This is a genomic window from Paenibacillus sp. CECT 9249 (genome assembly GCF_918697855.1).
Lineage (GTDB): Bacteria > Bacillota > Bacilli > Paenibacillales > Paenibacillaceae > MSJ-34.
In genome coordinates this window covers 415,001-439,993 of record NZ_CAKKLI010000001.1, presented here as the reverse complement: position 1 = coordinate 439,993, position 24,993 = coordinate 415,001, and the positions used below count along the sequence as shown (strand labels likewise).

Sequence of the window (24,993 nt, the reverse complement as noted above, 5' to 3'; positions counted from 1 at the left end):
TGGTAAAAACTCGATTTTTGAACTGGGTTTAGTTTGGTGTTGTCTTTTTTCCTGACTCATTGACCTGTTCCTTAAAGTAAATTTCCAATTCTCATGAATCAGGGGCTTGACATCTTACCGCTGGACTTGGGAAGCGCAATCGGCCACGCCGGAAAACTAAATAAACGAAAATAGTTTTATGGTTATACTTACTCATTTTCGCATAATTTAGACGTTTATGCAACCGGCGAACGTTACTTCATAGATAAAACCTATGAAGACGATAGATTTTATATCTTGGTCAAGCCTAAGGAAATACGATAAAATAAGTAAAAGTTTGTTTATTGAAGCGAATGACGAATGATAGATAAGGAGCGAACGTAATGGCAGACGTAAAAAAAATCGCGGTCATCGCCGGCGACGGGATCGGCCCGGAAGTAGTAGCGGAAGCGGAAAAAGTGCTGAAACGAACGGAGGAATTGTTCGGCTACCGATTTGAAACGGAGCACGCCTTGTTCGGCGGAATCGCCATCGACGAGAAAGGAACGCCGCTGCCTCAGGAAACGCTGGAAATTTGCCAAAAAGCGGACGCGGTGTTGCTCGGCGCCGTCGGCGGCCCGAAATGGGACAACAATCCGAAGGAGCTTCGTCCGGAAACGGGATTGCTTGGCATTCGCAAGGCGCTCGGGCTGTTCTCGAACATCCGTCCGGCTGTCGTGTTCGATTGCTTGAAAGACGCCTCCACGTTGAAACCGGAAGTGCTTGACGGAACCGATTTGATCGTCGTGCGCGAGTTGACGGGCGGCATTTATTTCGGCGAGAAATACCGCCGCGAAACGGAGAACGGACAAGAAGCGGTCGATACATGCGCCTATAACGTGAATGAAGTGGAACGCATCGTCAGACAAGCTTTCGAAGTCGCGCAGAAGCGCCGCAAAAAACTGGCCTCGGTCGATAAAGCGAACGTGCTGGAAACGTCCCGTTTATGGCGCGAGGTCGTAAACCGCATCGCCCCGGAATATCCGGATGTGGAACTGGAGCATGTGCTTGTGGACAATTGCGCGATGCAATTGCTGCGCCGTCCTTCGAGCTTCGACGTCATCGTGACCGAGAATATGTTCGGCGATATATTGAGCGACGAAGCGGCCATGCTGACCGGTTCGATCGGCATGCTGTCGTCCGCGTCGCTCGGCGAAGGAAGCTTCGGCTTGTACGAGCCGGTGCACGGATCGGCGCCCGATATTGCGGGACAAGGCATCGCCAATCCGATTGCGACGATTTTGTCCGTTGCGCTCATGTTCCGCTTAACGTTCGGATACGAGAACGCTGCCCAATCGATCGAAGACGCGGTGAAATCGGTCCTGGACGCAGGGCATCGCACAGGCGACATTGCGGTGGACAAATCGAAGGCGATCGGAACGCAAGCGATGGGCGATCTGATTGTTGCCGCGATGAAATCATAATAAGCAGTAATGAATACAGGCCAAGGGAGCAAGATACGTTCCCTTGGCTTTTTTGTGCCCGAAATCGTTTTTTTGCTTTTGCCTGAATAAAATACGAGTTTAATTACAATTATGAAAATAGAAGGGGGGATTTACCATGCCAGAGCGTTTCGTAGGAAGACCGGCTCCGGACTTCAGCATGGAGACGGTATCCGGCGACGGCACACAATTCGGCTCGATTTCGTTATCCGATTACAAAGGAAAATGGCTCGTATTGTTCTTCTATCCGCTCGATTTCACTTTCGTCTGCCCGACGGAAATTACGGCGCTGAGCCATGCCGCCGAAGCATTCCGGAAGTTGGACACCGAAATTTTGGGCGTAAGCGTCGACTCCATTCACAGCCATCGCGCTTGGATCAACACGCCGGTGGAAAACAACGGCCTCGGCCCGTTGAACTTCCCGCTCGCTTCCGATATTACGAAGAACGTAGCCCGGGATTACGGCGTACTGATCGAAGAAGAAGGCGTCGCGCTGCGCGGGTTATTCATCATCGATCCGGAAGGAGAGTTGAAATATCAGGTCGTGAACCACAACGACGTAGGACGCAGCGTTGATGAAACGCTGCGCGTGCTTCAAGCGCTTCAATCCGGCGGATTGTGCCCGATGAACTGGAAACCCGGCGACAAGCATCTTGTAGCGAAGTAATGGGAAAGAAGCTCCTAAACCGCTGTGAAAGCGGAGTCGGGAGCTTCTTTTTCTTAATAAGAACATCATTTCTAACTTGGCTTGCGCGTCCGCGCGTCTATTGGAAAATGTCCAATAGATCGTGCTATTTTGCCGGCCGGAACGGGTTTCCATTGGAAAACCTCCAATGCATTCATGCCGTTTTCGCCATCTCAGCCCTGTTATTCAATAAGCTATTGGATGAATTCCAATGAAAGGCCGTGTAACGGCGGCCAAACGGTGAGAACATTGGACAAAATCCAGCAGATTTGTTACTATTCTTTATTATTTCAGTTCTATCTTCCATTTTTAGAAAGGAGTACTCCAATCATGAAGAAAAAAATACTTGCATGTCTATCTTCCGGATATGGATACTCTATATTACCAAAATCCCGAGGAATTCGGAACTCTATCACAGATAACAGAACATCTGTCCGTATTGCGAATGGTTCATGCGAAAAGCTGCGTCTGCGTGTGACTTGGCGGACCCAGGTTCCGTTAAATTGGTTAAATGAGCGTTTTTCAGTGATTGACGGACACACCTTCCGCTAATTGACCCGGAATGCGCCCAAATAAGACAATTTGTCACAGATAACGGCTTCTCCGTCCTCCAACATGCCGAAGAGGGCGTATTTTTACCAAATAAGGAATCCTCTGTCCGCAATGCAACATTAGCGTTGCAACGTCTTTTATAAGGTTTGTCCGTTGTACCCGCGTGAAAGCCCGTTTTGGGCAAAATAACGGACCTACGGTCCGCAGCTCAACCGTTCCCGCCGCTTCTTCCGGGAAAAGAATGGCCCCGCCGTATCGAAATACAGCGGGGCCATTCGCATGTCATCCGCCTGCCAGCGCGCGGTATTTGCCCACGTATCCGATGACGGTGGACACGAACGTCGCGTGGGACCAGGTGAGCGGCGCGACGGAAACGGGAGCTCCCGTAAACGGGTCCAGCTGCTCCGGCAGCATCCCGCTCTCCATGCTATGCTTCACGGCCCACTCCAGCGCCGCGCGCGGGCCGGACAACTCGACGGGCGTACGGGCGGCGGCAATATCGTAGTCGGCAAGCCATAACGTGCATATGATCCAAGGATTGCCCGGAATGCGATCGATCTCCGCGCTGCGCTGAAAGTAGTAATCATGGTAATACCGGGCGATGCCGCCGACTTCGGTTTGCACGGTCAGCTTGCGCCGAATCCGTTCCATCGTCGCGGCCATCCGTTCGTCGGAAGCGGGCAGCACGCCGAATCGGAAAATGCCGGCGATGCTGCTCTCCGGGGTCATATCTTGGACCCAACTTCCGTCCTTGCGGTATAAGCCGCGCGCGAAACAAGCATGCTCCTCGTTCCACAAATGGCGCAGCATGGCCGACTTGACGTTCTCCGCGGCGTTCCGGTACCGTTGCGCCCGCCGATCGTCCCCGAACAGGGAGGAGAAGTCGGCGGCGGCGGCGAGGCCGCCGTATACCGCGGCCGCCGTAAAAGCGAATATGCCGTACCGTTCCTCCCACAGATCGTAGCTCGGCAGCGGCAAGCCGAGCCCCGGGTCCATATGTTCGCACAGGAAATTCGCCGCCGGCCGGATGAGCGAGCGGTAGAGCGACTGCGGCAGTTCGATATCGCCGTGCCTCTCGTAATCTTTCCATAACGCATACAGTACGAGCGCCGTTTCATCCTCTTGAATGGGCAACTGAATGTTGCCGTCCTGCCAATACGGATGCCAACTGGAGCCGACCGTGCCGTCCGGATTGTACTTATGCTGCAGGCAGCCTTCCGGCGTCAGCGCATCGGCGCAGAAACGGTAGAAAGGAGCGGTCGTCCCGTGATATCCGGCCATCGACATGGCGAGCGCAATCAGCGCGCCGTCCCGCGGCCACATATAACTGTAATGATCGCGGTTATATTGCAAAATGTCCGTATCGTTGGCGGCGATGACGGCGCCGTTCGCATCCGATTGCGCGCGGATCATAAGCAGGCTGTGCTTGAACAGCTTGGCGACGCCTTCGTTCAGGTCGGCGAAATCCCATTCCGTTTTATTCACCCATCTTTGCCAGTAGATCATGACGCGGTTCAACAAATTGTCCGGACCGCTGTCTCTGACATACGCATCGAGCTTTTTGACTTCCTCCAAACTATGCCCCGCAGCAAACCAATAGTAAAGATCCCGCTGCGCGTGCGACGGGACGAACGTCCGGAAGCTGATCGTACTGTCCACGGAGCCTTGGGCGATCGGATTTCCCATTAAATGGCCGTCCTCCGCATCCTTCCACGTGCCTTCCGCTTGATGGAACCTTTTGATCCCGGTCGAAAATTGATAGATGCCTTCTTCGCCGGTCCGGCCGTTGAACATGAAGTATATATTTTTTTTATAATGATAGACCGTCCGGTTGAACGGATAGAAGACGGCCGTATCTCCGACCTCCGTTTCGTTGATGACGAGATCTTGGTGAAAAAAGAGGCGGATTTCGCGGTCCGAGCCGCTATGATTGATCGCCGTTATTTTTTTCAAATAGATGCAATCCCGTTGATGAACGCCGTCGTTGAAACGGAGCGTCAATTCCAAACCGGGGTGGGTGGCGCTGACCGAGGTGACAAGCGACTCGTCCGCATAGCTTAAGCGAAAATCCCATTCCGGATCTTCCAGCCAGGTGAACCGGCCGTCCGCCCAGCAGCCGACGCGGCACAAATAGCCGCCGACATGATTCAACTGACCCACATATGGAAAATAGATGTCGCGAATATATCCGTTTCGATCCAGGTTGACCAATAATTTGCCGTTCCCGACGACGAGATGTCTCGGCACTCCATCACTTCCTTAACGATTGATGCGAATTTTTAATCCGCTCGGTGTAGCGGGAAAGGATGTTTTGCGCATGCAGCGCCGTTTTGGCCTGCGCGATGATGCGAAAGGCCGGTTCGTCCTGATCGGGCAAAATCAATACCCATCCTTCTTCGCTATATATTTTGATGCCGTCGACGAGTTCGATCGTTTTATGCTCCGCCTCGCTCATCATTTGACGCATAATCATTCCTTTATCGTCCCAAGCGCACGGTATTTCCTGTTTGGCCATATGAAAATCCGGAATATGCCGCAGAAGTTCCGCAAAGGCGAGCTTTTCCCTGGCCAACGTTTCAAGAATAAGGCTTACCGCATATACGTTGTCCAGCAGCGGGTGAAAGACAAGATCCTCGCTCGCCTCAAGCAGCGCCCGGGCGTTCTCCTTCGTACGGACGATCCGGACGCCGCTTCCGGCGGCCACCGCTTCGACGATCTGCGGCGCGCTGACCGGGATGCCGAGTACGCCGCTTCGTTCCGTTCTGGCGAATGCCAATACTTTGAGCGCGAGCAGAAGTTCGTCTTTCACAGGCTTGCCTTCATGCGTCACAATCGTTACACCTTGATGGCTTCCGTGAAAATGGATGCCGATGTCCGCTTCGTTCTTGACGACATGATAGGCGATTCCTTGCTCCTGGTCCGAGTGGATGACGATTCGTTTGCAGCCGAGACGCTGCGACCAATGTTCGATCAGCCTGCCGTGATCTCTCGGATCGTACTGCAGGACGATTTTTATTCCCGAGCCCCCGATCGTATGGAACCGAATTTCGCCGCATAGTTCCTGCATATAATCCGCTTCGGCATACTCATAGCTGCGAAGATGGCCGATCCGCTCCGATTCGCTGCGCGCGTAATCTTCTTGCCGGTACGCATTTTCGATTTTGCGCTCCTGGTTTTTGGCGAGCGGGTAACCTTGCTTGTCGATGAACTCGATGTTCAGCTTCGAACCGCGGCCGGAGCGCTGCTGCCGCAAATAGACGGCGCCGTCAAGCCGCAGCGTTTGGACGGCGTGCCTGCATACCGCATCGGAAGCTATGCCGAGATCCATGACGTGAATGCCCGCCGATTGCAGCCCTGCCGCGAAAGCCGATTGCATCATGCCGGCGAACGGATGCGGCGAGCGGCACATGCCGATCGTGGCTCCCCGACGGAGCGTGGAGCCGTAAGCCGACGCGAGCTTGCCGGCAAATTCCGGCGTCATATCCACGTTCGGAACGCCGCTAATTCCTTGGCCTCGGAACAATTGATTGTCGGCCTGCTCGTTCCAGATCATGGAGGAGTGCAGAACGGCGTTCGATTGAATCCGTTTGTCCGGCCATATCTTCACGTTCGATTTCACCGTCGCTTTGGAACCGATCTCGCTCCCCGTGCCGACGACAACTCCTTCGTGCAGTTGGACGCCGTCGCCGATGTTGGTGCGGTGGCAGAGCAAGGCGCCGCGCACCTCGCTTTGCCGGCCGATATAATTTCCGTTCCATATAATGGAACGTTCCGTCGCCGCGGCGGAAGAGACGCGGTTCGATTTGCCCAGAACGCTGTATTCCCCGATGATCGCGTCGTTCTCGATCGTACAGTCCGTACCGATATAGGCGGGGCCGATGCATTTGACGCGCTCGGGCAGGTTGATGTTGTTTTCCATATAAATGCCAGGCAGCACTTCGTCCGCCGCGATGCGAACGTTCACTTTGCGGTCGAGCATATCGAACTGCGTCTGCCGGTATTGCTGCAATGTGCCGATATCCGACCAATATCCTTCGGCCACATAGCCGTATAGCGGAGCGTTGTCCCGCAGCAGCGCCGGAAACAAATCCATGCTGAAATCGCATATTTCTCCGGGATGCATATAAGCGAAGATGCTCGGGTCGAGTATGTAAATGCCCGTGTTGACCGTATCGCTAAACACTTCGCTCCAACTCGGCTTTTCCAAGAAACGGGTAATCCGGCCTTCGCGATCCGTCATGACGACGCCGTATTCGAGCGGGGTAGGGACCCTGGTCAGCACGAGCGTGGCCAGCGCTTTTTTCTGCCCATGATAGGCGATCGCGTCGCGCAACTGAAAATCGGTCAGCGCGTCGCCGCTAATAACGATGAACGGTTCGTCCAGGAAGCTTTCGGCGTTTTTGATGCTGCCGGCCGTCCCGAGCGGTTCGGTCTCTTCGAAATAGCGAAGGTCGACGCCGAATTCCGCCCCGTCTCCGAAATGGCCGCGAATCACTTCCGGCAAATATTGAACCGTTACGGCAATATCCGTTATGCCGCTCGATTTCAGCAATTCGATAATGTATTCCATACAAGGACGATTTAACAGCGGGACCATAGGCTTGGGGGTATCCAAAGTAAGAGGACGCAGGCGCGTTCCTTTTCCACCGGCCATAATAACAGCTTTCATCGGGTCATCACTCCTTCATACACTTGTCGCGTCGTTACGGCAATGGATTGCCAATGATACGATCGTTTCACTTTGCGCTGCGCCGCTGCGGCCATGGAGGCCGCACGCTCTCCGTTCAGCAGCATCTCGGTAATATGCCATGCGAGCGATTCTCGATGTCCCGGCAAAGCTTTGAAGCCGTCGACGCCATGCTCGATCAATTCGGCGAAGCCGCCGGTATCGGATACGACGACGGGGGTGCCGCTTTGCATCGCTTCCAGCGCCACGATGCCGAACGGTTCGTATAAGCTTGGGAACACGCATACGTCGGCGGCTTGCAGCAGCCCGTTTCGCTCGTCGTCAAGAATAAAACCGGTAAAAATAATATGCCGTTCCAGCCCTAGCCGGCCGGCCAAGTCGACGAGTTCGCGCTTCATCGGCCCCGTGCCGGCGATCACCAGCTTCGTCTCGGGACAATGCTGTAGAATAGCGGGCATCGCCTCGATTAAGACATGCACCCCTTTCTCGTAGACGAGTCGGCCTACGTAGAACAGCAGACGCTCATGGGGCTGCGCGTAGCGAAGCCGGAATGAAGCCGAATCGGCAGCGTCTGCGACCGCGCCGGCATCGACGCCGTTCGGGATGAGCGTCAATTTATGCCGCGGCAAAGCGAACAGTTCCATAATTTCCTTGACCATCGCCTGGCTGCATACGATGACGCGGTCCGCTTCTTCGGCGAGCTGCCGCTCCAATTCATGAATGCGGCGCTGAATGTCCGTATGAATGTTGCCGTGATTGCGGCCGTGCTCGGTGGCATGAATGGTGGCGATGAGCGGCAGTCCGGTCGCGCCCTTCAGGTCCGCAGCCGCATAATAAACGAGCCAGTCATGCGCGTGAATGAAATCAAACCGGCAGCCTTGCGCGATTAATTCCATGGCGCAATCCGCAATCGCGGCATTCAGTTGAAACACCCAATCCATAAAATCGATATCCGTGGCGGTTTGCAATATGCGTACCCGATGGACGTGAATGCCTTCCATCGTTTCATAGGCCGGCGCCTCGGGCGTATCCCGGGTAATGACATGAACGTCGGCATGCTCGCTTACGAGATGGCGCGACAAATCGTAAACGGCTCTCGCGAGTCCGCCGACGATCAGCGGCGGGAATTCCCAGGCAAGCATCAGCACCGTTTTGCGAAGAACCGCGGAGCGAGGCGCGGTCATTCCCTCGTCTCCGGGGTCGGAGACGATCGCCGCCGGGCCCTTTCCGAACGAGGGCGGCCGCAATATTCCGGCCTCGTCGCCGTCTTGCCGGAGTTCTTCGGGCAAATACATTCGGTAATCCGCCGCCGGAAAGCAAGGAAAAGCCCGTTCCATCTCCTCCAGCGCTTCTTGTTCGTATATCCCGCTGTCGATCATATCGAGCAGCCGATGAACGTTGGCGATATGCAGCGACGTACGTTTAACGGCATAGCTTGGAACGGTTTTGGAATCGATGATGAACGCCCAGTCGCTGCTTTGCGCAAGCATCAGTTCCCGAACCGCTTGATTGAGGATCCGCTCCGCCGTTTCCGGATAGCCCCATAATTCGTTTCGCCGCCGCGACGCGGTCTGTCCGAGCCGCTCTTCCGCTCGATGCAAATGGCGGTAGATCCAATCGTTGTCTTCCTGCAGCCACACTTCCGCATATCCGCCCCGGCCCCAACTGGAGAACGGGATATCCGCCGTTTCGGACTCCGGATAGATGCGCAAATAATCCGACGGCGAGACCATGGCAACCGTATAGGGGCGGCGCTCCAGTTCGCGAAACAGCGCTTCGATCCATAACGGGCCTTCGTACCACCAATGTCCGAACAGTTCGGCGTCGTACGGGCACAGTACGATCGGCTTGCGGTCTAATGAAGACGTGCCGCTCCCGATTTGCCGTTCGCGGCATTCGAGAAAATGCCGGGCATGCGTCTCGGCCTTCCGCCGCGCCCGATGTTCGACGTAAGGCTGTTTAGGTTGCGAATCGCCGGTAACGCGATAATATTTCAAACCGGTATGTATACGCTGGCCGTCCGACAGCAGGAAAGGCTTAATATATTCCCACTCTTCGGCGTCTCTCCAACCGAGATCGAAACCGATGTCCCGGTAATACTCACGGTAATCGGGATCGCCGGGATATCCTTCGCGGCTGCTCCACACTTGCCGTGAAGATTCCGGATCCCGCGCGAAGACATGAACGCCTTCCTGCGTCATGACGGGCGAGTTCATGCCGCGCTTGGGTTGAGGACGGGCATGTTCGAGCGCATGGTGATCCGCGATAAAATACCGGATGCCATACTTGTGCAGTATGGCCGATATTTCCCGCGTATAGCCGCATTCAGGCAGCCAGATGCCGATAGGTTTGCGGCGGAAGTGGCGCTCGTATTCCGCCGCGCCGAGCGCAATTTGCGCTTCGATCGATTCCGGATGCTTCAGAAGCGGCAGGAATGCGTGCGTCGCCGCGCAAGCGATAATTTCCAACGCTCCCGCGTCTTGATACTCGCGAAACGGGGCGATGATATCTCGGCCGCAATCGCGGTATAGCGACGCGTAATGGGACAGTTTCTCGTAATACATTGCCGCAACGGGCAAAATCGACGCCTCGTCCGCATTGCGCTCGATTTCCATCTCCGCCAGCCGGATCAACTTGCGCAAATGCGCTTCGTACCGATTTTGCATGAGCGGATCTTCCATCATGGCGAGCAGGGTGGGGGACATCGACATCGTTAACCGGAACGGAATGCCGTCCCGGGTCAGCCGGCCGAACAAATCGATCAGCGGCAAGTACGTCTCGGTCATCGCCTCGTAGAACCATCGTTCCTCCATGTAATCGTCGCGGTCGAGATGGCGCACATAAGGCAGATGGGCATGCAAAAGCAAAGAAACGTATCCTTGTGCGGTTAAATTCATGTACTGGCTCCTTCTTTTGAAAAATAAGTGTCGGTTTGATCTTTCGCCTTCGTTCTCGAAGCAGAATATAGCGTATACGTCGAGAAGGTCTCGTAAGGCGATGTCGACTCCGGCGTCTTCGCTCCCGCTGCCTTGTCAAAGACGATTTGCAGCGAAGCGCCGCCGTTGTCGGTTTCGTCCGCACCCGCTTCTTGCAGGGCCATAGCCGGCGTTGACGCGGGATTGGAGCGCAGCAGCGGGATGAATTGGCCGAACGGATTGAACATTCCGAAATCGGCAACGTAGACAGAGCCCGGCTTCAAGTCGCGAAAATACCATGAGGACGCATGCTCGACCCGGACATCCGTATACTCCGTAAGCCGGAGCCGGTCGTTCGCGTCTGCGCCCCGGCCGCCGCTAATGCGGTACAAGCGGACCGCTTTCGGCATCGCATCCCAATCGATGCGATAATGCCGCGCCGTCATCGCCTGTTTGCGCGTGGAAACTTCCCAATAAGCGAATAGGGTTGCCGGATCCCGCGCCATGAGATGAAATGTGTCGCAATTGTATGAATAGGGCAGATCCGCTGCTTGGTTGAAAAACATAGGTTCCTCCTTACAGTGATTACAATGATTTCAATGCCAGTCTGCCGGTTAGTTGAACGAATGCGTCATAACGGTTCTCCGAACGGATCAAAATTTCATAATCGTCCTGCGGCACGGAGCTAAACGATTTGACTTCTCCCGTGTGATAATGGGCGAGCAGTTCGCAAGTGTTGTCGTTGTACATTAAGTAACTGATCTGCTTCGAGCCGATCGGAATGACGTTCAACATTCCTGTAGTTCCCCTCCTTTTTATTCATCACCCAACTATATGAACGGGATATCTCGTTTTATTACCTCATCGTTTTCTCCTGAAAAAGAGGAATTATCGCATTCCCCGGCGAATAAGTGATGAATAGACGTTTTGACTCGGGAGGGGTAGCATGAGTTTTTGTTGCGGCGCAAGTATGATGGGAACAAAGGGAACGATCAAACATTACCGAACGCATATCCATAACGTTCCTCTTCTGTTTTGTCCGGTTTGCCATCGCATCGAGGTTCACCATCTGGTGGCGAACGAATATGAGATATTGGCGGAATTCGCTCATGGCGACGGCGCTTCCGAAGTCGACTTTCAAGATTATGTCAGCGAAGTGGACGGCGATATTTACGAAAATTGCGTCAATTGCGAGAACGAGGACCCGCTCGACGTCGTACAGAACCAAATCGACATTTCGCTCGATTTGCTGACGGTCGCCAAACAGTTGAACGATACGCACTGGCAAATGCAGCTCAAAAAGCGATTGGCCGTCATGAGCCAACGCCGTATCCGTCTTATGCAAAAAAACAAATAACGCATGTTAAACATATGCATCCATGGAAGATCCGGTTGGTCAGCGAAGTTGCTGCCGCCGGATCTTCTTTTGCAAGCGGACCGAAGCGAAACGGGAGCGATTTTGGCAAATGAACGGTACCGGTTCGGGGCATGCGATCTATTTCGACTTGCATGTGGCGAAATTAGAGGAAAGTTCTATTATTTCGACAGTATCTCCCGTTGACCCAATTGCCAAATGTTTACTATGATTAAGTTGACACTATCGTTGCTAGAAGAGGGGGAATCGTCTTTGTCGGTGCAATTGGTAAGCCGAAAGTACGAAAATGTACTTCAGCAAATGGATAGCGGTATTCTTTTGTTCGATCGCGACGGAGAGCTATGCTTTATGAATATTCAGATGGAGGGCATGCTTGGCGCCCCGCAGCATCTGTTTCTGGGATGCACTCTAAGCCAACTTATTCGTCATCCGTATATGGGGCGGGACAAGCGCAAGATGATCGTCCGCATTTATAAGGAAACGATCACCCGATGCTCCAAATATTGCGAATGCAACGATTCGCAAGGCAGAACATGGCTTGTCACGGTAACGTACGGAGATCAACTGGATGGAGACGTACTGCTCAGCTTCAAGGATATTTCGGAGTCCAAAAGAATCGAGCTAACGGCCGTTCAAAACGACAAACTCGCCATGCTCGGGCAAATCGCGGCGGCGATCGCCCATGAAATACGGAATCCTCTCACTTCGATCCGCGGGTTTATCCAACTGCTGAGGCCGCATTTGCAAACATTGGGGAAAGACGAATACGCCCGCATCATTTTATCGGAAATCGATCGCGCGAACGATATCATTTACGAATTTCTCAATTCGTCCAAGCCGACGGATCCGATGAAGAGGGATATTTCCGTCAGTTCGCTGGTGAAGGAAGTGATTTTGCTGTCGGAGAGCGAGGCGTTGATGAAAGGATGCCAAATCGATTTTGCGGAACATGCGGTCCCTTTATATGTCTCGATCGACGTCAAGCAGATTAAGCAGGTCATTTTGAATGTGATCAAAAATGCGGTCGACGCGATCAGTTCCATACGAAGGGAACATGACGGTTTGATCCGGATCAGCGTCGCAAGAAAGGGCAGCTATGCCCATATTATGATTCGCGATAACGGAAAGGGGATGGATAAACTGACGATGAGCCGCTTGTTCGATCCGTTTTTTACGACAAAGCAAGCCGGAACCGGATTAGGCATGTCGGTCAGCGACCGCATCGTTAAAAATCACGGAGGTACGATAGAAGTGCAAAGTGAAGTAGGAGAGGGGACGGAATTTACGATCGTTTTGCCTCTGGCCGCACATTAGCCCGGCTGTGCCGGCGAATTGCTGCAAGGAGCCGCAACCATACATATCGATTCGGTGAAACCGAAACAGAAAAATCCGGTTATATGGGCAAAGTCGGGGCGTATTCCCTCGTTTCGCCGAAATAACCGGATTTTGTGTGAGCGGTCTTCATAAGCGGTTGCCGCCGATGGCTAAGCTTCAAACCGCGCTTCCGCAAGATTCGCGAACGACCAGCAAAGGCTCGACGACGACGGAGCTCGCTTCCAGTTGATTGTTCATAATATCGTACAGCATCATCGCGGCCAGTTTGCCGATTTTATCTTTATCTTGGCGTATCGTCGTTAACGACGGCGTCGTATATTTCGCCGCTTCGATATCGTCGCAGCCGATCACGGCGATATCATGGGGAACGGCATGCTTATGCTCCTTGAGCGCGCGCATCGCGCCGATGGCGATCAGGTCGGAGCTGGCGAATACGGCGCGCGGCAAATCGCCTTTGCGGATCATTTCGTTCATGGCGTCATAACCGCTCCGTTCGTAGAAGTCCTGCCCGTAAACGAACCAATTCTCATTGACGACCAGGCCGAAGCTTTCGAGCGCGTTCAGAAACCCGGACTTGCGCATATTCGAAATTTCCGCGTCCGGCCGCCCCCCGATGAAGCCGAGATCGCGGTATCCCATTAAGTAGAAATGCTCTACCACTTTCGCCCCGATTTTATAATTGTCCGACATGATCGTTCCCGAGTTTTTCCCGGTTAATTGAATATCGACGCCGATGCACGGAATTTCGCTCTGATCCAGTTCGTAAATGCATGGCTCCACTTCCGTGCCGTTAATGATGATGCAGCCGTCCACCTGAAAATGGCGGCAGCGCGCCAAATAATCTTCCCCGGATTGATGAAATTTTTCGTTGGAGAAAAAAATCAAATCGTATCCGAGCACGCCCATCTGTTTTTTGAACGCGTTCAGCACCTCGACGAAAAACGGGTGGGTGAAATCGATATTAATATGGCCCGCGAATACGACGCCGACCAGATTCGATTTGTTCGTAGCCAGCGTTTTCGCCGTATAGGAAGGAATATATCCGGTTTCTTTCATAATTTTGAGAACCTTCTGCTTCGTTTCCTCGCCGACGTCGCTGTAATTATTAATAATTTTAGAGACGGTGGAGACGGAAACGCCCGCCAAATTCGCAATTGTTTTAATATTTATTTTCATCGAAATCCATCCCTTTCTCCGAACCCGTTCTAAAAGCGGACAAGCAGTTTCGAAAAGTTTTCGCAAATGTTTTCGTGATTATTGTATATTTAAGTTTCATTTTCGTCAATCGTTTTCGAAAATTAGTTTCGTAAATGTCGAAAAGTTTTAAAAGCATAGAAAAAAAGGGGATTTCACCGCGTCGAAAGCAAAAAAATAAAACCCGAAAATACGCGTTGCTTCGGGAAAATACAATCGTTTTAATCATCGTTCACATAGATATCACAACAAAATTTCGAGGGAAGTTCTTTACAAAATAAAAATTGTGAGTAATAATAAAAGTGCCGAAACCGATTTCGTGATTGGCGATACCCGATATGAAAACAATCTCTATGAAATGGGAAGCGGCAGGATGTATGCCGTTAAGTCGGATTTTCGCTTGTTTCGAAAACAGGGTTGAGAACTTATATTTAGGAATTGGGGGTAATGGTTTTGTTGAAAAAATGGTCTGCATTAACGCTGGTGCTCGCGCTTATGGTTACGCTTGCGGCATGCGGCGGCAAAACGGAATCTCCTTCTGCAAACGGCAACGGAACTGCAGGGGAAACGTCATCGGAAGGCAAACCTTCCGGCGAGAAAAAAGTAATCAAAATGCTGCATTGGAAGCAAGGGAATATTAATGAAGTGATTAAAGATATTAATCGCCAGTTTGAAGAGAAATATCCCGAATATACGATAGAGTATACGACGACGGGACCGGACGACGAATACAAACAAGCGCAGCGGGCAAGAATTACGGCGGGCGACGTCGATATTTTCCCTGACTTGTCGGGCATGAGATTGTCCCCGAAAGAGTGGACGCCTGGCGCGAAAGTGCCGGATTGGCAGCAATGGATCGATTCGGGTCTCATCGCCGACCTGTCGGACCAGCCGTTCGTGAAAAATTACGAAGCGAGCGATATCGAGCAAGCGGGTACTTATAACGGCAAAGTATATGCCATTCCAACCGGCAAAGTAGTCATGTCGGGATTGTTCTACAATAAGGAAATTTTCGAAAAACATAATTTGAAAGTGCCGACGACCTGGTCCGAGTTTATTGAATTGTGCGAAACGTTGAAGAACAACGGCGTGACGCCGATCGCGATGGCGGGCAAAGACGTATGGCCGCTCAAGCTTCCGGCATTCAGCCTGCAAGCCCAAATTCTCGGGGGCGGCGATCAAATGAAATTTATCGAGGGCGTATGGAAAGGGACGGCGAAATACAATGATCCCGATGCTGTAGAAGTGCTCGAAAAAATGAAGACCATTCAAGACAATTACACGATCGACGGATTTATGGGAATCGACTACGGCACGCTGCCTTCCTATTTCGCAACGGGCAAAGTTGCCATGATGCCGAACGGCTCCTGGGAAGCTCCGACCGTGCAAACGGCGAATCCCGACTTGAAATTCGGATATTTCCCGCTGCCTGGTACGGAAGATCCGGCGAAAAACAATTCCTTGGTCGGCAAATACGATATGACATGGTACGTAACGGAAAAGGGCAAAAACAAGGAAGGCGCCCTGAAGTGGCTTGAATTTTTCTCCCAACCGGAAATTTACCAACAATTCGTGAAAGCGGCCGGTTTCTTGCCGACGCAGCCGAACATCAAAACGGATAGCGAATTTTTCGATAACGAAGTCATGCCTTACATGGACGGCTTCCAACTGGCTTATGAAATTTTGATGATCAATCGGGAAAATGTAGGCGAGCATCTTGCAGCCGAAGGGGTTCATACGGAATATTTGGCGCCGGGCGGCGAATTTAAAACCGCTCAGGAATTGGCAGACGTTCAGCAAAAAGAATGGGAAGCCGCAGCGCCGAAATAAAGAGAGTATCGCTTGCAACGGTTAATCGTCGGGGTCTGAGATCAACATTTCAGGCCCCGACTTGCTTCAAACCGAATTTTGATCGAATGTTAGGAAGGTGTCGATGATGTATCCGTTTGGCAAAGGATTGTCCCGGTTCGTGCCATACTTGCTGCTATTTATTCCTTTGGCGTTGTATTTGCTGTTTTATGCGGGTCCGTCGTTCATGTCGGTGGTCTACTCCTTTACCGATATGACGAACGTGCCGGGCAAAGGCTTTCGGTTTGTCGGACTGGAAAATTACCAGAAGCTGTTTTTTTCCGGCAATTCGCATGAGCGATGGGCTTCGGTCGGCAGAACGCTTTATTTTACGTTTACGGTTACGGTCGTACAGAACGGGCTCGGGCTGCTTATGGCCGTTATTATTAATCAGAAGCTGAAGGGCGACCGATTTTACCGCTCCGTCTTTTTCCTGCCCGTCGTGCTCGGGGTCGCCGTCGTTTCGCTCATCTGGACGTTAATGTTCGATCCGATCAGCGGGCCGGTACAGCAAATCTATCAACTGTTCGGGTATTCCGACACGTTCTTCGGCAGCTTCAGCAATGCGTTCAACTATATTATTTTCGTGCAAATCTGGATGTACATGGGGTATTCCATGCTTATTTTCCTGGCAGGACTGCAATCGGTGCCGAAGGATTTATACGAAGCGGGATATATTGACGGTACCAGCCGCTGGCAATCGTTCAAAAATATTACGTTCCCGCTCATCGCGCCGTCGTTTACGGTCAATATTTTGCTGTCGATTATTGGGGCGATGCAAACGTTCGATATTATTCTCGCGACGACGGACGGGAAATTCAACACCAGAACGATGGCTTACGACGTCTATAAGGAAACGTTCCGCGGCAGTTTGGAGATGGGGCTCCCTTCGGCATTGTCGGTCGTGCAGTTTCTGTTCATTCTCGCCTTCGTCATCGTAGCCGTGAAATTGATGCGCAAAAGAGAGGTGGAATACTGATGCGGCAATCGACATCCTCCAAAGTCGTTTCCTATGCGGTCATTTTATTGTTTCTTATTATATACGTCGTGCCGCTGCTGTTCGTTTTCAACGTGTCCTTCAAATCGTTTGACGAATATTTGCGCAACCCGTTAGGCCTTGTTCAAAGCATTCAATGGTCCAATTACACGGATGCGTGGAGCGAGGGCAATTTTTCGCGGTATTTCGGGAATAGCCTGCTGTATACCGGCGTGTCTACGGTGCTGACCATTATCGTTTCCGTCTTCGCCGCGTTTCCGGTGGCGAGAGGGTACGTCAAATGGGCCGGTTTCATCTACCTGTTTTTTATTATGTCGCAATTTTTGCCGAATCCGCTCGTTGCGCAGTTCAAGTTCATGCTGTTTATGAAGGATCGTATTCCGTTTATCGGATACGACACCAAGCTGGGCTATACGCTGCTTAAGACGACGGGAACCGGCGTCGTCTTTATGATGTTCGTCGGATACATCAAATCGATCAGCCGGGAACTGGACGAAGCGGCAGGCGTGGACGGCTGTTCTTATACAAGATATATTTTCCAGATGGTGCTTCCGCTCATGAAGCCGATTATCGCCACCGGCGTCATTTTGACAGCGATCGGCACCTGGAACGATTTCGTCGGGCCGGTCATGTATTTGTCGAGTCCGGACAATTGGCCGATTACCGCGGGCCTTAAGGAGTTCAGAGGGCAATACGGCAACAATTGGCCGCTTCTGGCATGCGGGATTACGATTGTAGCCGTTCCGCTGATTGTGCTGTATTCGTTCATTCAAAAATATATCGTGGACGGCGCTTTGGCCGGCGCGGTGAAAAGTTAATCGACAGACTGGGACAGGAGGCCGTACAAGGAATGGAAAAACGATACGAATTCGACGAACGGGGCCGATTCGTTATTAGAGATTACAACCGGACGAAGCCGTTCGCGTCGTTCTTGCCCGGGATCGCCGGAATTCGCGGCAAGCCGATGTGGGCGTATTATGTGAACCGGGGCCAGGGCATCGCCAGTTTCGGCGTGCAGGATAAGGACGGGGCTGTTATGGAATTTTATCCTGCGGATAAATCTTACCGGTTCGTGCCGACGAACGGGTTCCGCACGTTTATTAAGGCGAACGGCGAGCTGTTCGAACCGTTCGCTTACCGTTCGTCCCGCGAGCAGGATGTGACCGAGAAAATGATGATATCCCCCAATATGCTGGAACTCGAATCGGTACACCGGGGGCTGGGCATCGCCGTTCATGTCGCATATTACACGCTGCCGAACGAGTCGTTCGCGGCATTGGTGCGCCGGGTCGGCATTCGCAATCTCGGCCCGACGGCCAAACAGGTGGAATTGCTTGACGGATTGCCGGCGATTTTGCCGTACGGCATCAGGAACAGCGAGTACAAGGAAATCGGCAATACGTTGAAGAGCTGGATGGATGTATACAATATGGACCGCGGCATTCCCTTCTACCGATTGCGGGCAAGCACCGCCGATTCCGTAGAGGTATCGGAAATCGCCGGCGGTCATTTCTATGCGAGCTTCGCCGGCGAAGCGGGGAAGGAACGGCTGCTCGCGCCGATCGTCGATCCCGGTTTGGTGTTCGGGTACAACAGTTCGCTGGACGTTCCGGACGCATTCGCCCAGCGGCCGCTCGAGGAGCTGTTCGCCGCGGAGCAAACGACGGCGAATCAGGTGCCGTGCGGCTTCTCCGGCGTCGAACGCCGTCTCGAACCCGGCGGGCGCATCGATATGTGCACGATGATCGGGCATGTGAGCGATATCGGCATATTGAACGGGCGCATCGGCGATTTGGCCCGCTTCGCTTATGTCGAAGCGAAGCGGGAGGAGGCGCGGGCGCTCGCCGAGCAATTGACGGAGGCGGTCGCCACCCGCACGTCCATGCCGGCATTCGATGCGTATTGCAAGCAGAACGCGCTCGACAACATCTTGCGGGGCGGACAGCCGATCATGCTGGAGAACGGCGGAGAACCGTTCGTTTATCATCTTTATTCGCGCAAGCATGGCGATTTGGAACGGGATTACAATTTCTTCTCGCTCGATTCCAGCTACTATTCGCAAGGTAACGGCAATTTCCGCGATATGAACCAGAATCGGCGCAGCGACGTGCTGTTTCATCCCGAGATCGGGGATTTCAACATTCGCATGTTTATGAGTTTCATGCAGACGGACGGATACAATCCGCTCGTCATCAAGGGATGCAGCTTCCGCGCGAAAGACGCGGCGGCGCTGGCGAATTTCGCCGATCCGCAGCATCGGGCGGCGCTTGGCGAATTTATGCGCAAGCCTTATACGCCCGGCAAACTGCTCGCTTTTCTCGAAGACAGCGCTATTTCGTTGTCCGTATCGGCGGACGAATTTCTGTCGCGCGCGCTTAGCGTATCGGAACAGTCTTTCGAAGCGGATTACGGCGAAGGCTATTGGATCGATCATTGGACGTATAATTTGGATCTGGTCGAGAACTATTTGGCCGTCTATCCGGACCGCTTGGAAGATTTGCTGTTCCGCCGCCGGGATTATACGTATTACGACAGCCCGGCCGTCGTGCTGTCCCGGGAACGGAAGACCGTACTGGCCGATGGGAAAGTAAGGCAGTTCGGAGCGGTCCGGCGGGATGAAGAGAAGGAACGCATGATCCGGGAACGGGACCGTATGCCGCAATGGATGCGGACGCGCCATGGCCAAGGAGAAATCTATCGTACTTATTTATATGAGAAATTGCTCTCGCTCGCTCTGATCAAATTCGTCACGCAAGATCCGGAAGGCGTCGGCATCGAGATGGAGGCGGGCAAACCGGGCTGGAACGATTCGCTGAACGGCTTGCCGGGATTGTTCGCTTCCGGGTTTAGCGAGCTATGCGAATTGCACCGGCTGCTCGCTTTCCTGTTGGACGCCGAGCGGGTCGGGCCGGAGACGATCGATTTGCCTGTCGAGACGGCCGACTTGCTGGCGGAGGCGGCGAGCCTGGCGGAACGATTCGCTTCTGCGCCGGAAGAGGGCCGCGACTTCGAATTTTGGGATCGGGCCGCGGCGGCGCGCGAGCGGTACCGCGAGCGGGTGAGATTCGGCTTCGAAGGAACGATGGCGCGGCTGTCCAAGCGCGAGGCCGAGGCGGCATTGCGCAAATGCCTGAACAAGGTGAAGCATGGGATCGGGAAAGCGTTGCGAATCGGGGGCGGCGTCTATCCGACTTACTTCTATTACGAAGCGACGGGCTTCGAACCGATTCCGGGCGGGAACGGCGAAGCGGCGGCGAACGCCAAAGGGCAGCCGTACGTGCGCGCGACCGGATTCCGGCGCGTCGACATGCCGTATTTCCTCGAAGGACCGATGCGGGCGATGAAAATGATCGATTCGCAAGAAGAGCGGCTTGCCCTGTATCGGAATATCAAGGAAACCGAGCTTTACGACCGCAAATTAAAGATGTATAAAGTGAACGCCTCCCTGGCGAATGAGCCGCATGAAATCGGGCGGGCGCGCGCATTCACCCCGGGATGGCTCGAGAACGAATCCGTCTTTATGCATATGGAATATAAATATTTGCTGGAATTGCTCAAGGGCGGCTTATATGAGGCGTTCTTCGAGGAGATGAAGAATGCGATGCCTCCGTTTCTGGACGCGGAGACGTACGGACGCAATCCGCTCGAGAACAGCTCTTTTATTGCCAGCAGCGCGAATCCCGATCCGAAGCTGCACGGTACGGGCTTCGTCGCCCGATTGAGCGGCTCGACGGCGGAATTTTTATCGATGTGGAATACGATGATGTGGGGCGAGCGGCCGTTTCGCGTAGAAGACGGCAGGCTGCGGCTGCGGCTCGAACCGGCGCTTCCGGCATGGCTGTTCGCTGACGACGATACGGTGCGGGCGACATTCCTCGGCTGCTGCGACGTCGTCTATCATAATCCGCGGCGTCTCGACACGTTCGGCGCGGACGGCGCTGCGATCGAGCGCTTGGAAATTACGATGCCTTCGGGCGAAATCGAGCGTATTGACTGCGGCGACATCGACGAACCGATCGCTCTGCTGGTACGGGAGAAACGGGTTCGCCGGATCGAAGCATTTATGCAATAAACGGGGAATTTCGGCGGGAGAGAGGAAGGGACATGAAATGCAACGAGAGAAAGCGAAAAATAAAGGTTGGAAATTTATTGGGGAGTCCGGAGATTTTACGTTAGAAAGACCCGAGGAGACCAGTTATTTATATTTCCCGCTCGCGAACGAAGCGGGCATGCTGTCGGCGATTACGCCTGTGCTGCACGGCGATATCAAATCGGGCCATAATACGTTCTTCATGCCGCCCGTTTCCGTGGAAGATTTGCATAATTCGAGAGCCTCGCGCAATTTCTGGGTGTACATGGAAGGAAAAGGCGCCTGGTCCGCGGCCGGTAATTCGGCGAAGCAAACGGCTTCCCGGTTTGGCGGCGAGGAAGAGGCTTCGGTTATGGAAGCCGGGTTCCTGTGGCATAAAGTCGTCCGCGAAAACCGCTCGTTTGGGCTGAAAGCGGAAATCGTCAGTTTCGTTCCCGCGGAAGCGGAGCAGGCGGAATTGATGCAGGTAACGATTACGAACATCGGCGATCGAGCGGCAACGATAACGCCGACGGCGGCCGTCCCGGTTTACGGGCGGTCGGCGGACGATCTGCGCGATCATCGCCATGTCACGTCGCTGCTTCATCGGATTTACGTCTCGAAGCACGGCATCGAGGTGCAGCCGACGTTATCGTTCGACGAGCGGGGGCATCGCGCCAATCGCACCGCATACGGCGTATTCGGCGCCGAAGGCGAAGGGAACGCGCCGTCCGGATTTTTCCCGGTGCTGGAAGAATATATCGGCGAAGGCGGCGCTTTGGACTGGCCGGAAGCGGTCGTGACGAACGCGCCGCCGCAGGAACGGGCGGGAAGCGAGCGCGAAGGCTACGAAGCGGTCGGGGCGATCCGGTTCGCTGCCGCGGAACTGCAGCCGGGAGAGTCGAAGCGGTATACGATCGCGATGGTTATCGCCGACGGCCGGATCGAAACGGAACGGCTGGCCTGCGAATATTTGTCCGCAAGCCGATTCGACGAACTGCTGGCACAGACGAAACGGCATTGGCAGCGGAAAGTGGGCGCGGTTTCATTCCATTCGGGGGATCGGCAGCATGATCTATGGATGAAATGGGTGACGCTGCAACCGATCTTGAGAAGATTATACGGCTGCTCGTTCCTCCCGCATCACGATTACGGCCGGGGCGGACGCGGCTGGCGCGATTTGTGGCAGGATTGCCTGGCTCTATTAATCATGGAACCGGCGGAAGTGCGGCATTTATTGTTCAACAATTTCGCCGGCGTTCGCATCGACGGCAGCAATGCGACCATTATCGGGGCGAACCCCGGCGAATTCGTCGCGGACCGCAACAATATTCCGCGCGTCTGGATGGATCACGGCGCCTGGCCGCTTGTGACGACCTTGTTCTATTTGCATCAAAGCGGCGATCTCGAATTTTTGCTGCAGGAGCAATCCTTTTTCCAGGATATTTATGTGCGGCGCTGCAAGGAGAAGGACCCGGCTTTGGGCGCGGACGGAGAGAACAAGCTGCGAACGGAAGACGGAGCCGTCTATCGCGGCACCATTCTGGAACATTTGCTGGTGCAGAACGTCGTGCCGTTCTTCCATGTCGGCGAGCATAACAATATGAAGTTGGAAGGGGCCGATTGGAACGACGGCCTGGATCTGGCGCCAGATAAGGGCGAGAGCGTGGCCTTTACGGCGTTGTATGCAAGCAATTTGAGCGAGCTGGCCAAGCTGCTGCGGAAGATGAAGGAACGAATGGACGTTATGCAGGTCGAACTGGCGGAAGAAATCGGCATGCTGCTCGATACGATTTCCGGTTCGGCCGATTACGGGTCCGTTTCCGCCAAGCGCGAATTGCTGGAACGGTATTATGACGCCTGTCCCGGCAAGGTCAAAGGCCGCAAAACCGCTTTTGACATCGGGCGGGTGGCGGAAGATTTGGAGCAAAAAGCGAACTGGCTGAAGGAGCATATTCGCAGAAACGAATGGATCCGCAGCGGCGAAGGCTATGAATGGTTCAACGGTTATTACGACAATGACGGCGCGCGTGTGGAAGGCGATCGCGGGAACGGCGTCCGCATGACGCTGACGGGCCAGGTGTTCGCCGTGATGGGCGGAACGGCGAGCGCGGAGCAGGTTCGGAAGGTGACCGCCTCCGTCGACCGGTACTTGAAAGACCCGGAGATCGGCTACCGCCTGAATACCCGCTTCGGCGGCATTCAGCAAAATCTGGGCCGCGCCTTCGGCTTCGCGTTCGGCCATAAAGAGAACGGAGCCATGTTCAGCCATATGACGGTCATGTACGCGAACGCGCTGTACAAACGCGGCTTCGTGCGGGAAGGCTACGCCGTGCTTGACTCGATCTATCGCCTCAGCGCCGATTTCGAACGGAGCCGCATCTATCCGGGCATTCCCGAATATATCAACGAGAAAGGCCGGGGAATGTACCACTATTTAACGGGCTCGGCGAGTTGGTTGCTGCTGACGGCCGTCACGGAAGTGTACGGCGTGAAAGGGGCGCTTGGCGATTTGACGCTGGAACCGAAGCTGGTGCGGGAGCAATTCGACAAGAACGGCGAAGCCGCGATCGATACTCTGTTTGCGGGGAAGAAGCTGCGCATCGTTTACCGCAATCCGCGCGGGCTGGATTACGGCGAGTACCGGATCGGTTCGGTATCGCACTCGAATGCGCGGTTTCCGGCGGAAACCGGCGGCCCGTCATGCGTGATCGATCGCGGGCTGATATCGGGCTTGCCGGATGAAGGAACGCATACGATCGAGGTCATGCTCTCATGATCGAATTAGTTAGCGACAGGCTTTGCGTAGACATAGCCGAACCGGGGGAATGCCGGGGCGCTCGCTTCGACCGGACGGCCTTCGTGACGCAAGTGCGATTGATCGAAGGCGGCCATACCTTCTGCGTGCGCGAGCATCCTTCCTCTCATGTGCGGGGGGGCGGCGCCGGCCTTTGCAACGAATTCGGCATCTTCCAGGGGATCGGGTACGAAGAGACGCGCGTCGGGGAACGGTTCCCCAAACTCGGGGTCGGCTTGCTCGAGCGCCGGGACGAAGCGGAATACGATTTTCGCGCCGATTATAAGGCGACGCCTTTTGAGGTTGAAGTGCGAACCGATCGGCGATCCGCCGAGTTCGTCGTTCATCCGGCGGATTGCCGCGGGTATGCCGCGAAACTGGCCAAGACCGTAACGCTTCAAGGCTCGGGACTGAGCATCCGCTACCTGCTTGAAAACGTTGGATCGCGGCCGATAAGAACGCATGAATATACCCATAATTTTATCGGGATTGACGGGCATCCGATCGGTCCCGATTACCGCTTGACCTTTTCCTTCCCTGTTGCGGCGGCTCAGATGGAACCGGATTATACGCCGCGCGTGCTCGAGTTCGGCGGCCGCGACATCCGCTGGCGGCATGCGCCGGAGCGGGAATTTTATTGCCGTTTGGAGGGATTCGGCAGCGGGGAGGCGGTTTCTTGGGAAGCCATGCATCTCCCGAGCGGGGCGGGGATGCGGGAGAAGGTAACGCGGCCCGCCTCGATGATTGCGCTATGGGGCGCGCCCCATGTCGTATCGCCGGAAGTGTTCGTCGAAATCGACCTTCGGCCGGGCGAATCGATGACATGGACGCGAACGTACGAATTTTTCGGGTGATCGAATCATAACTGCTGGAGTAATTTGCTCCAGCGGTTTTTTTTGTCGAAAATGTTCGGGGCTGACGACCCGCCGGGCGCCGGGCGGACGAAACATATACACGCTATTAGCCCGTAAATCACCTTGTTGCCGGCGTAACGAAACGAAAACACGCTAATGAGGGGAAAAAGGCGGTACAACGGCGGATTTCCAATGAATAACGACACGTACTTTCGTTAGGATGGG

General features: G+C 54.1%; 16 protein-coding genes. 10 read left to right on the top strand and 6 right to left on the bottom strand.

The features are described 5' to 3' along the window. Positions 1-362 precede the first annotated feature (362 nt). Together leuB and LQ229_RS01985 are read left to right on the top strand one after the other, a co-directional pair. On the top strand, positions 363-1,442 hold the full coding sequence (gene leuB / locus LQ229_RS01990; protein WP_216540368.1) for a 3-isopropylmalate dehydrogenase: 1,080 nt from the start codon (positions 363-365) through the stop codon (positions 1,440-1,442). A 136-nt stretch (positions 1,443-1,578) separates the two neighbouring features. Further along, a complete protein-coding gene (locus LQ229_RS01985; protein WP_216540367.1) occupies positions 1,579-2,127 on the top strand; it encodes a peroxiredoxin in 549 nt (182 codons plus the stop codon). Between the two features lie 852 nt (positions 2,128-2,979). Here the strand turns inward: LQ229_RS01985 and LQ229_RS01980 are convergent. The 5 genes from LQ229_RS01980 to LQ229_RS01960 are packed head-to-tail and all read right to left on the bottom strand — an operon-like array spanning position 2,980 to position 11,094. Then, positions 2,980-4,944 carry a glycoside hydrolase family 15 protein gene (locus tag LQ229_RS01980; protein WP_230190798.1) on the bottom strand — a complete coding sequence of 655 codons (1,965 nt, stop codon included), beginning with the start codon at positions 4,942-4,944 and terminating at the stop codon, positions 2,980-2,982. A gap of 4 nt (positions 4,945-4,948) precedes the next feature. Beyond that, entirely contained in the window at positions 4,949-7,351 is a 2,403-nt protein-coding gene (locus tag LQ229_RS01975; protein WP_230190813.1) for a sugar phosphate nucleotidyltransferase, read from the bottom strand. 11 nt (positions 7,352-7,362) lie between these two features. After that, on the bottom strand, positions 7,363-10,281 hold the full coding sequence (locus LQ229_RS01970; RefSeq protein WP_230190797.1) for a 1,4-alpha-glucan branching protein domain-containing protein: 2,919 nt from the start codon (positions 10,279-10,281) through the stop codon (positions 7,363-7,365). Next, the gene (locus LQ229_RS01965; protein ID WP_230190796.1) at positions 10,278-10,865 is read right to left on the bottom strand and encodes a DUF4912 domain-containing protein; all 588 of its coding nucleotides are present in this window, start codon (positions 10,863-10,865) and stop codon (positions 10,278-10,280) included. Before LQ229_RS01965 ends, LQ229_RS01970 begins: the two co-directional genes overlap by 4 nt. Before the next feature lie 19 nt (positions 10,866-10,884). After that, positions 10,885-11,094 (bottom strand): hypothetical protein, encoded by a 210-nt coding sequence (locus LQ229_RS01960; RefSeq protein WP_216540362.1) that lies wholly within the window; start codon positions 11,092-11,094, stop codon positions 10,885-10,887. A gap of 151 nt (positions 11,095-11,245) precedes the next feature. On the opposite strand from LQ229_RS01960, the gene LQ229_RS01955 reads away from it, so the two are divergent. Both LQ229_RS01955 and LQ229_RS01950 read left to right on the top strand, forming a co-directional pair. Beyond that, a complete protein-coding gene (locus LQ229_RS01955; RefSeq protein WP_216540361.1) occupies positions 11,246-11,656 on the top strand; it encodes a hypothetical protein in 411 nt (136 codons plus the stop codon). Between the two features lie 225 nt (positions 11,657-11,881). Then, a complete protein-coding gene (locus LQ229_RS01950) occupies positions 11,882-12,988 on the top strand; it encodes an ATP-binding protein (protein ID WP_216540360.1) in 1,107 nt (368 codons plus the stop codon). A 177-nt stretch (positions 12,989-13,165) separates the two neighbouring features. On the opposite strand, the gene LQ229_RS01945 is transcribed toward LQ229_RS01950, so the two are convergent. After that, a complete protein-coding gene (locus tag LQ229_RS01945) occupies positions 13,166-14,179 on the bottom strand; it encodes a LacI family DNA-binding transcriptional regulator (RefSeq protein ID WP_216540383.1) in 1,014 nt (337 codons plus the stop codon). Between the two features lie 477 nt (positions 14,180-14,656). Here LQ229_RS01945 and LQ229_RS01940 point away from each other — a divergent pair, with 477 nt between their 5' ends. The 6 genes from LQ229_RS01940 to LQ229_RS01915 all read left to right on the top strand — a co-directional run bounded on the left by LQ229_RS01940 (position 14,657) and on the right by LQ229_RS01915 (position 24,768). After that, positions 14,657-16,033, top strand: coding sequence for an extracellular solute-binding protein (locus LQ229_RS01940; protein WP_216540359.1), 1,377 nt, complete (start codon positions 14,657-14,659; stop codon positions 16,031-16,033). Positions 16,034-16,139: 106 nt separating this feature from the next. Continuing rightward, a complete protein-coding gene (locus LQ229_RS01935; RefSeq protein WP_216540382.1) occupies positions 16,140-17,030 on the top strand; it encodes a sugar ABC transporter permease in 891 nt (296 codons plus the stop codon). Next, a complete protein-coding gene (locus LQ229_RS01930) occupies positions 17,030-17,866 on the top strand; it encodes a carbohydrate ABC transporter permease (protein WP_230190794.1) in 837 nt (278 codons plus the stop codon). The genes LQ229_RS01935 and LQ229_RS01930 overlap by 1 nt, the downstream gene beginning before the upstream one ends. 32 nt (positions 17,867-17,898) lie before the next feature. Continuing rightward, positions 17,899-21,120: a cellobiose phosphorylase gene (locus LQ229_RS01925; RefSeq protein WP_230190793.1), complete on the top strand. Its 3,222-nt coding sequence runs from the start codon at positions 17,899-17,901 to the stop codon at positions 21,118-21,120. A gap of 37 nt (positions 21,121-21,157) precedes the next feature. Further along, positions 21,158-23,896, top strand: a complete 2,739-nt coding sequence (locus LQ229_RS01920) for a cellobiose phosphorylase (protein ID WP_230190792.1) — start codon at positions 21,158-21,160, stop codon at positions 23,894-23,896. Then, positions 23,893-24,768, top strand: coding sequence for a hypothetical protein (locus LQ229_RS01915; RefSeq protein ID WP_230190791.1), 876 nt, complete (start codon positions 23,893-23,895; stop codon positions 24,766-24,768). The genes LQ229_RS01920 and LQ229_RS01915 overlap by 4 nt, the downstream gene beginning before the upstream one ends. Positions 24,769-24,993 lie beyond the last annotated feature (225 nt).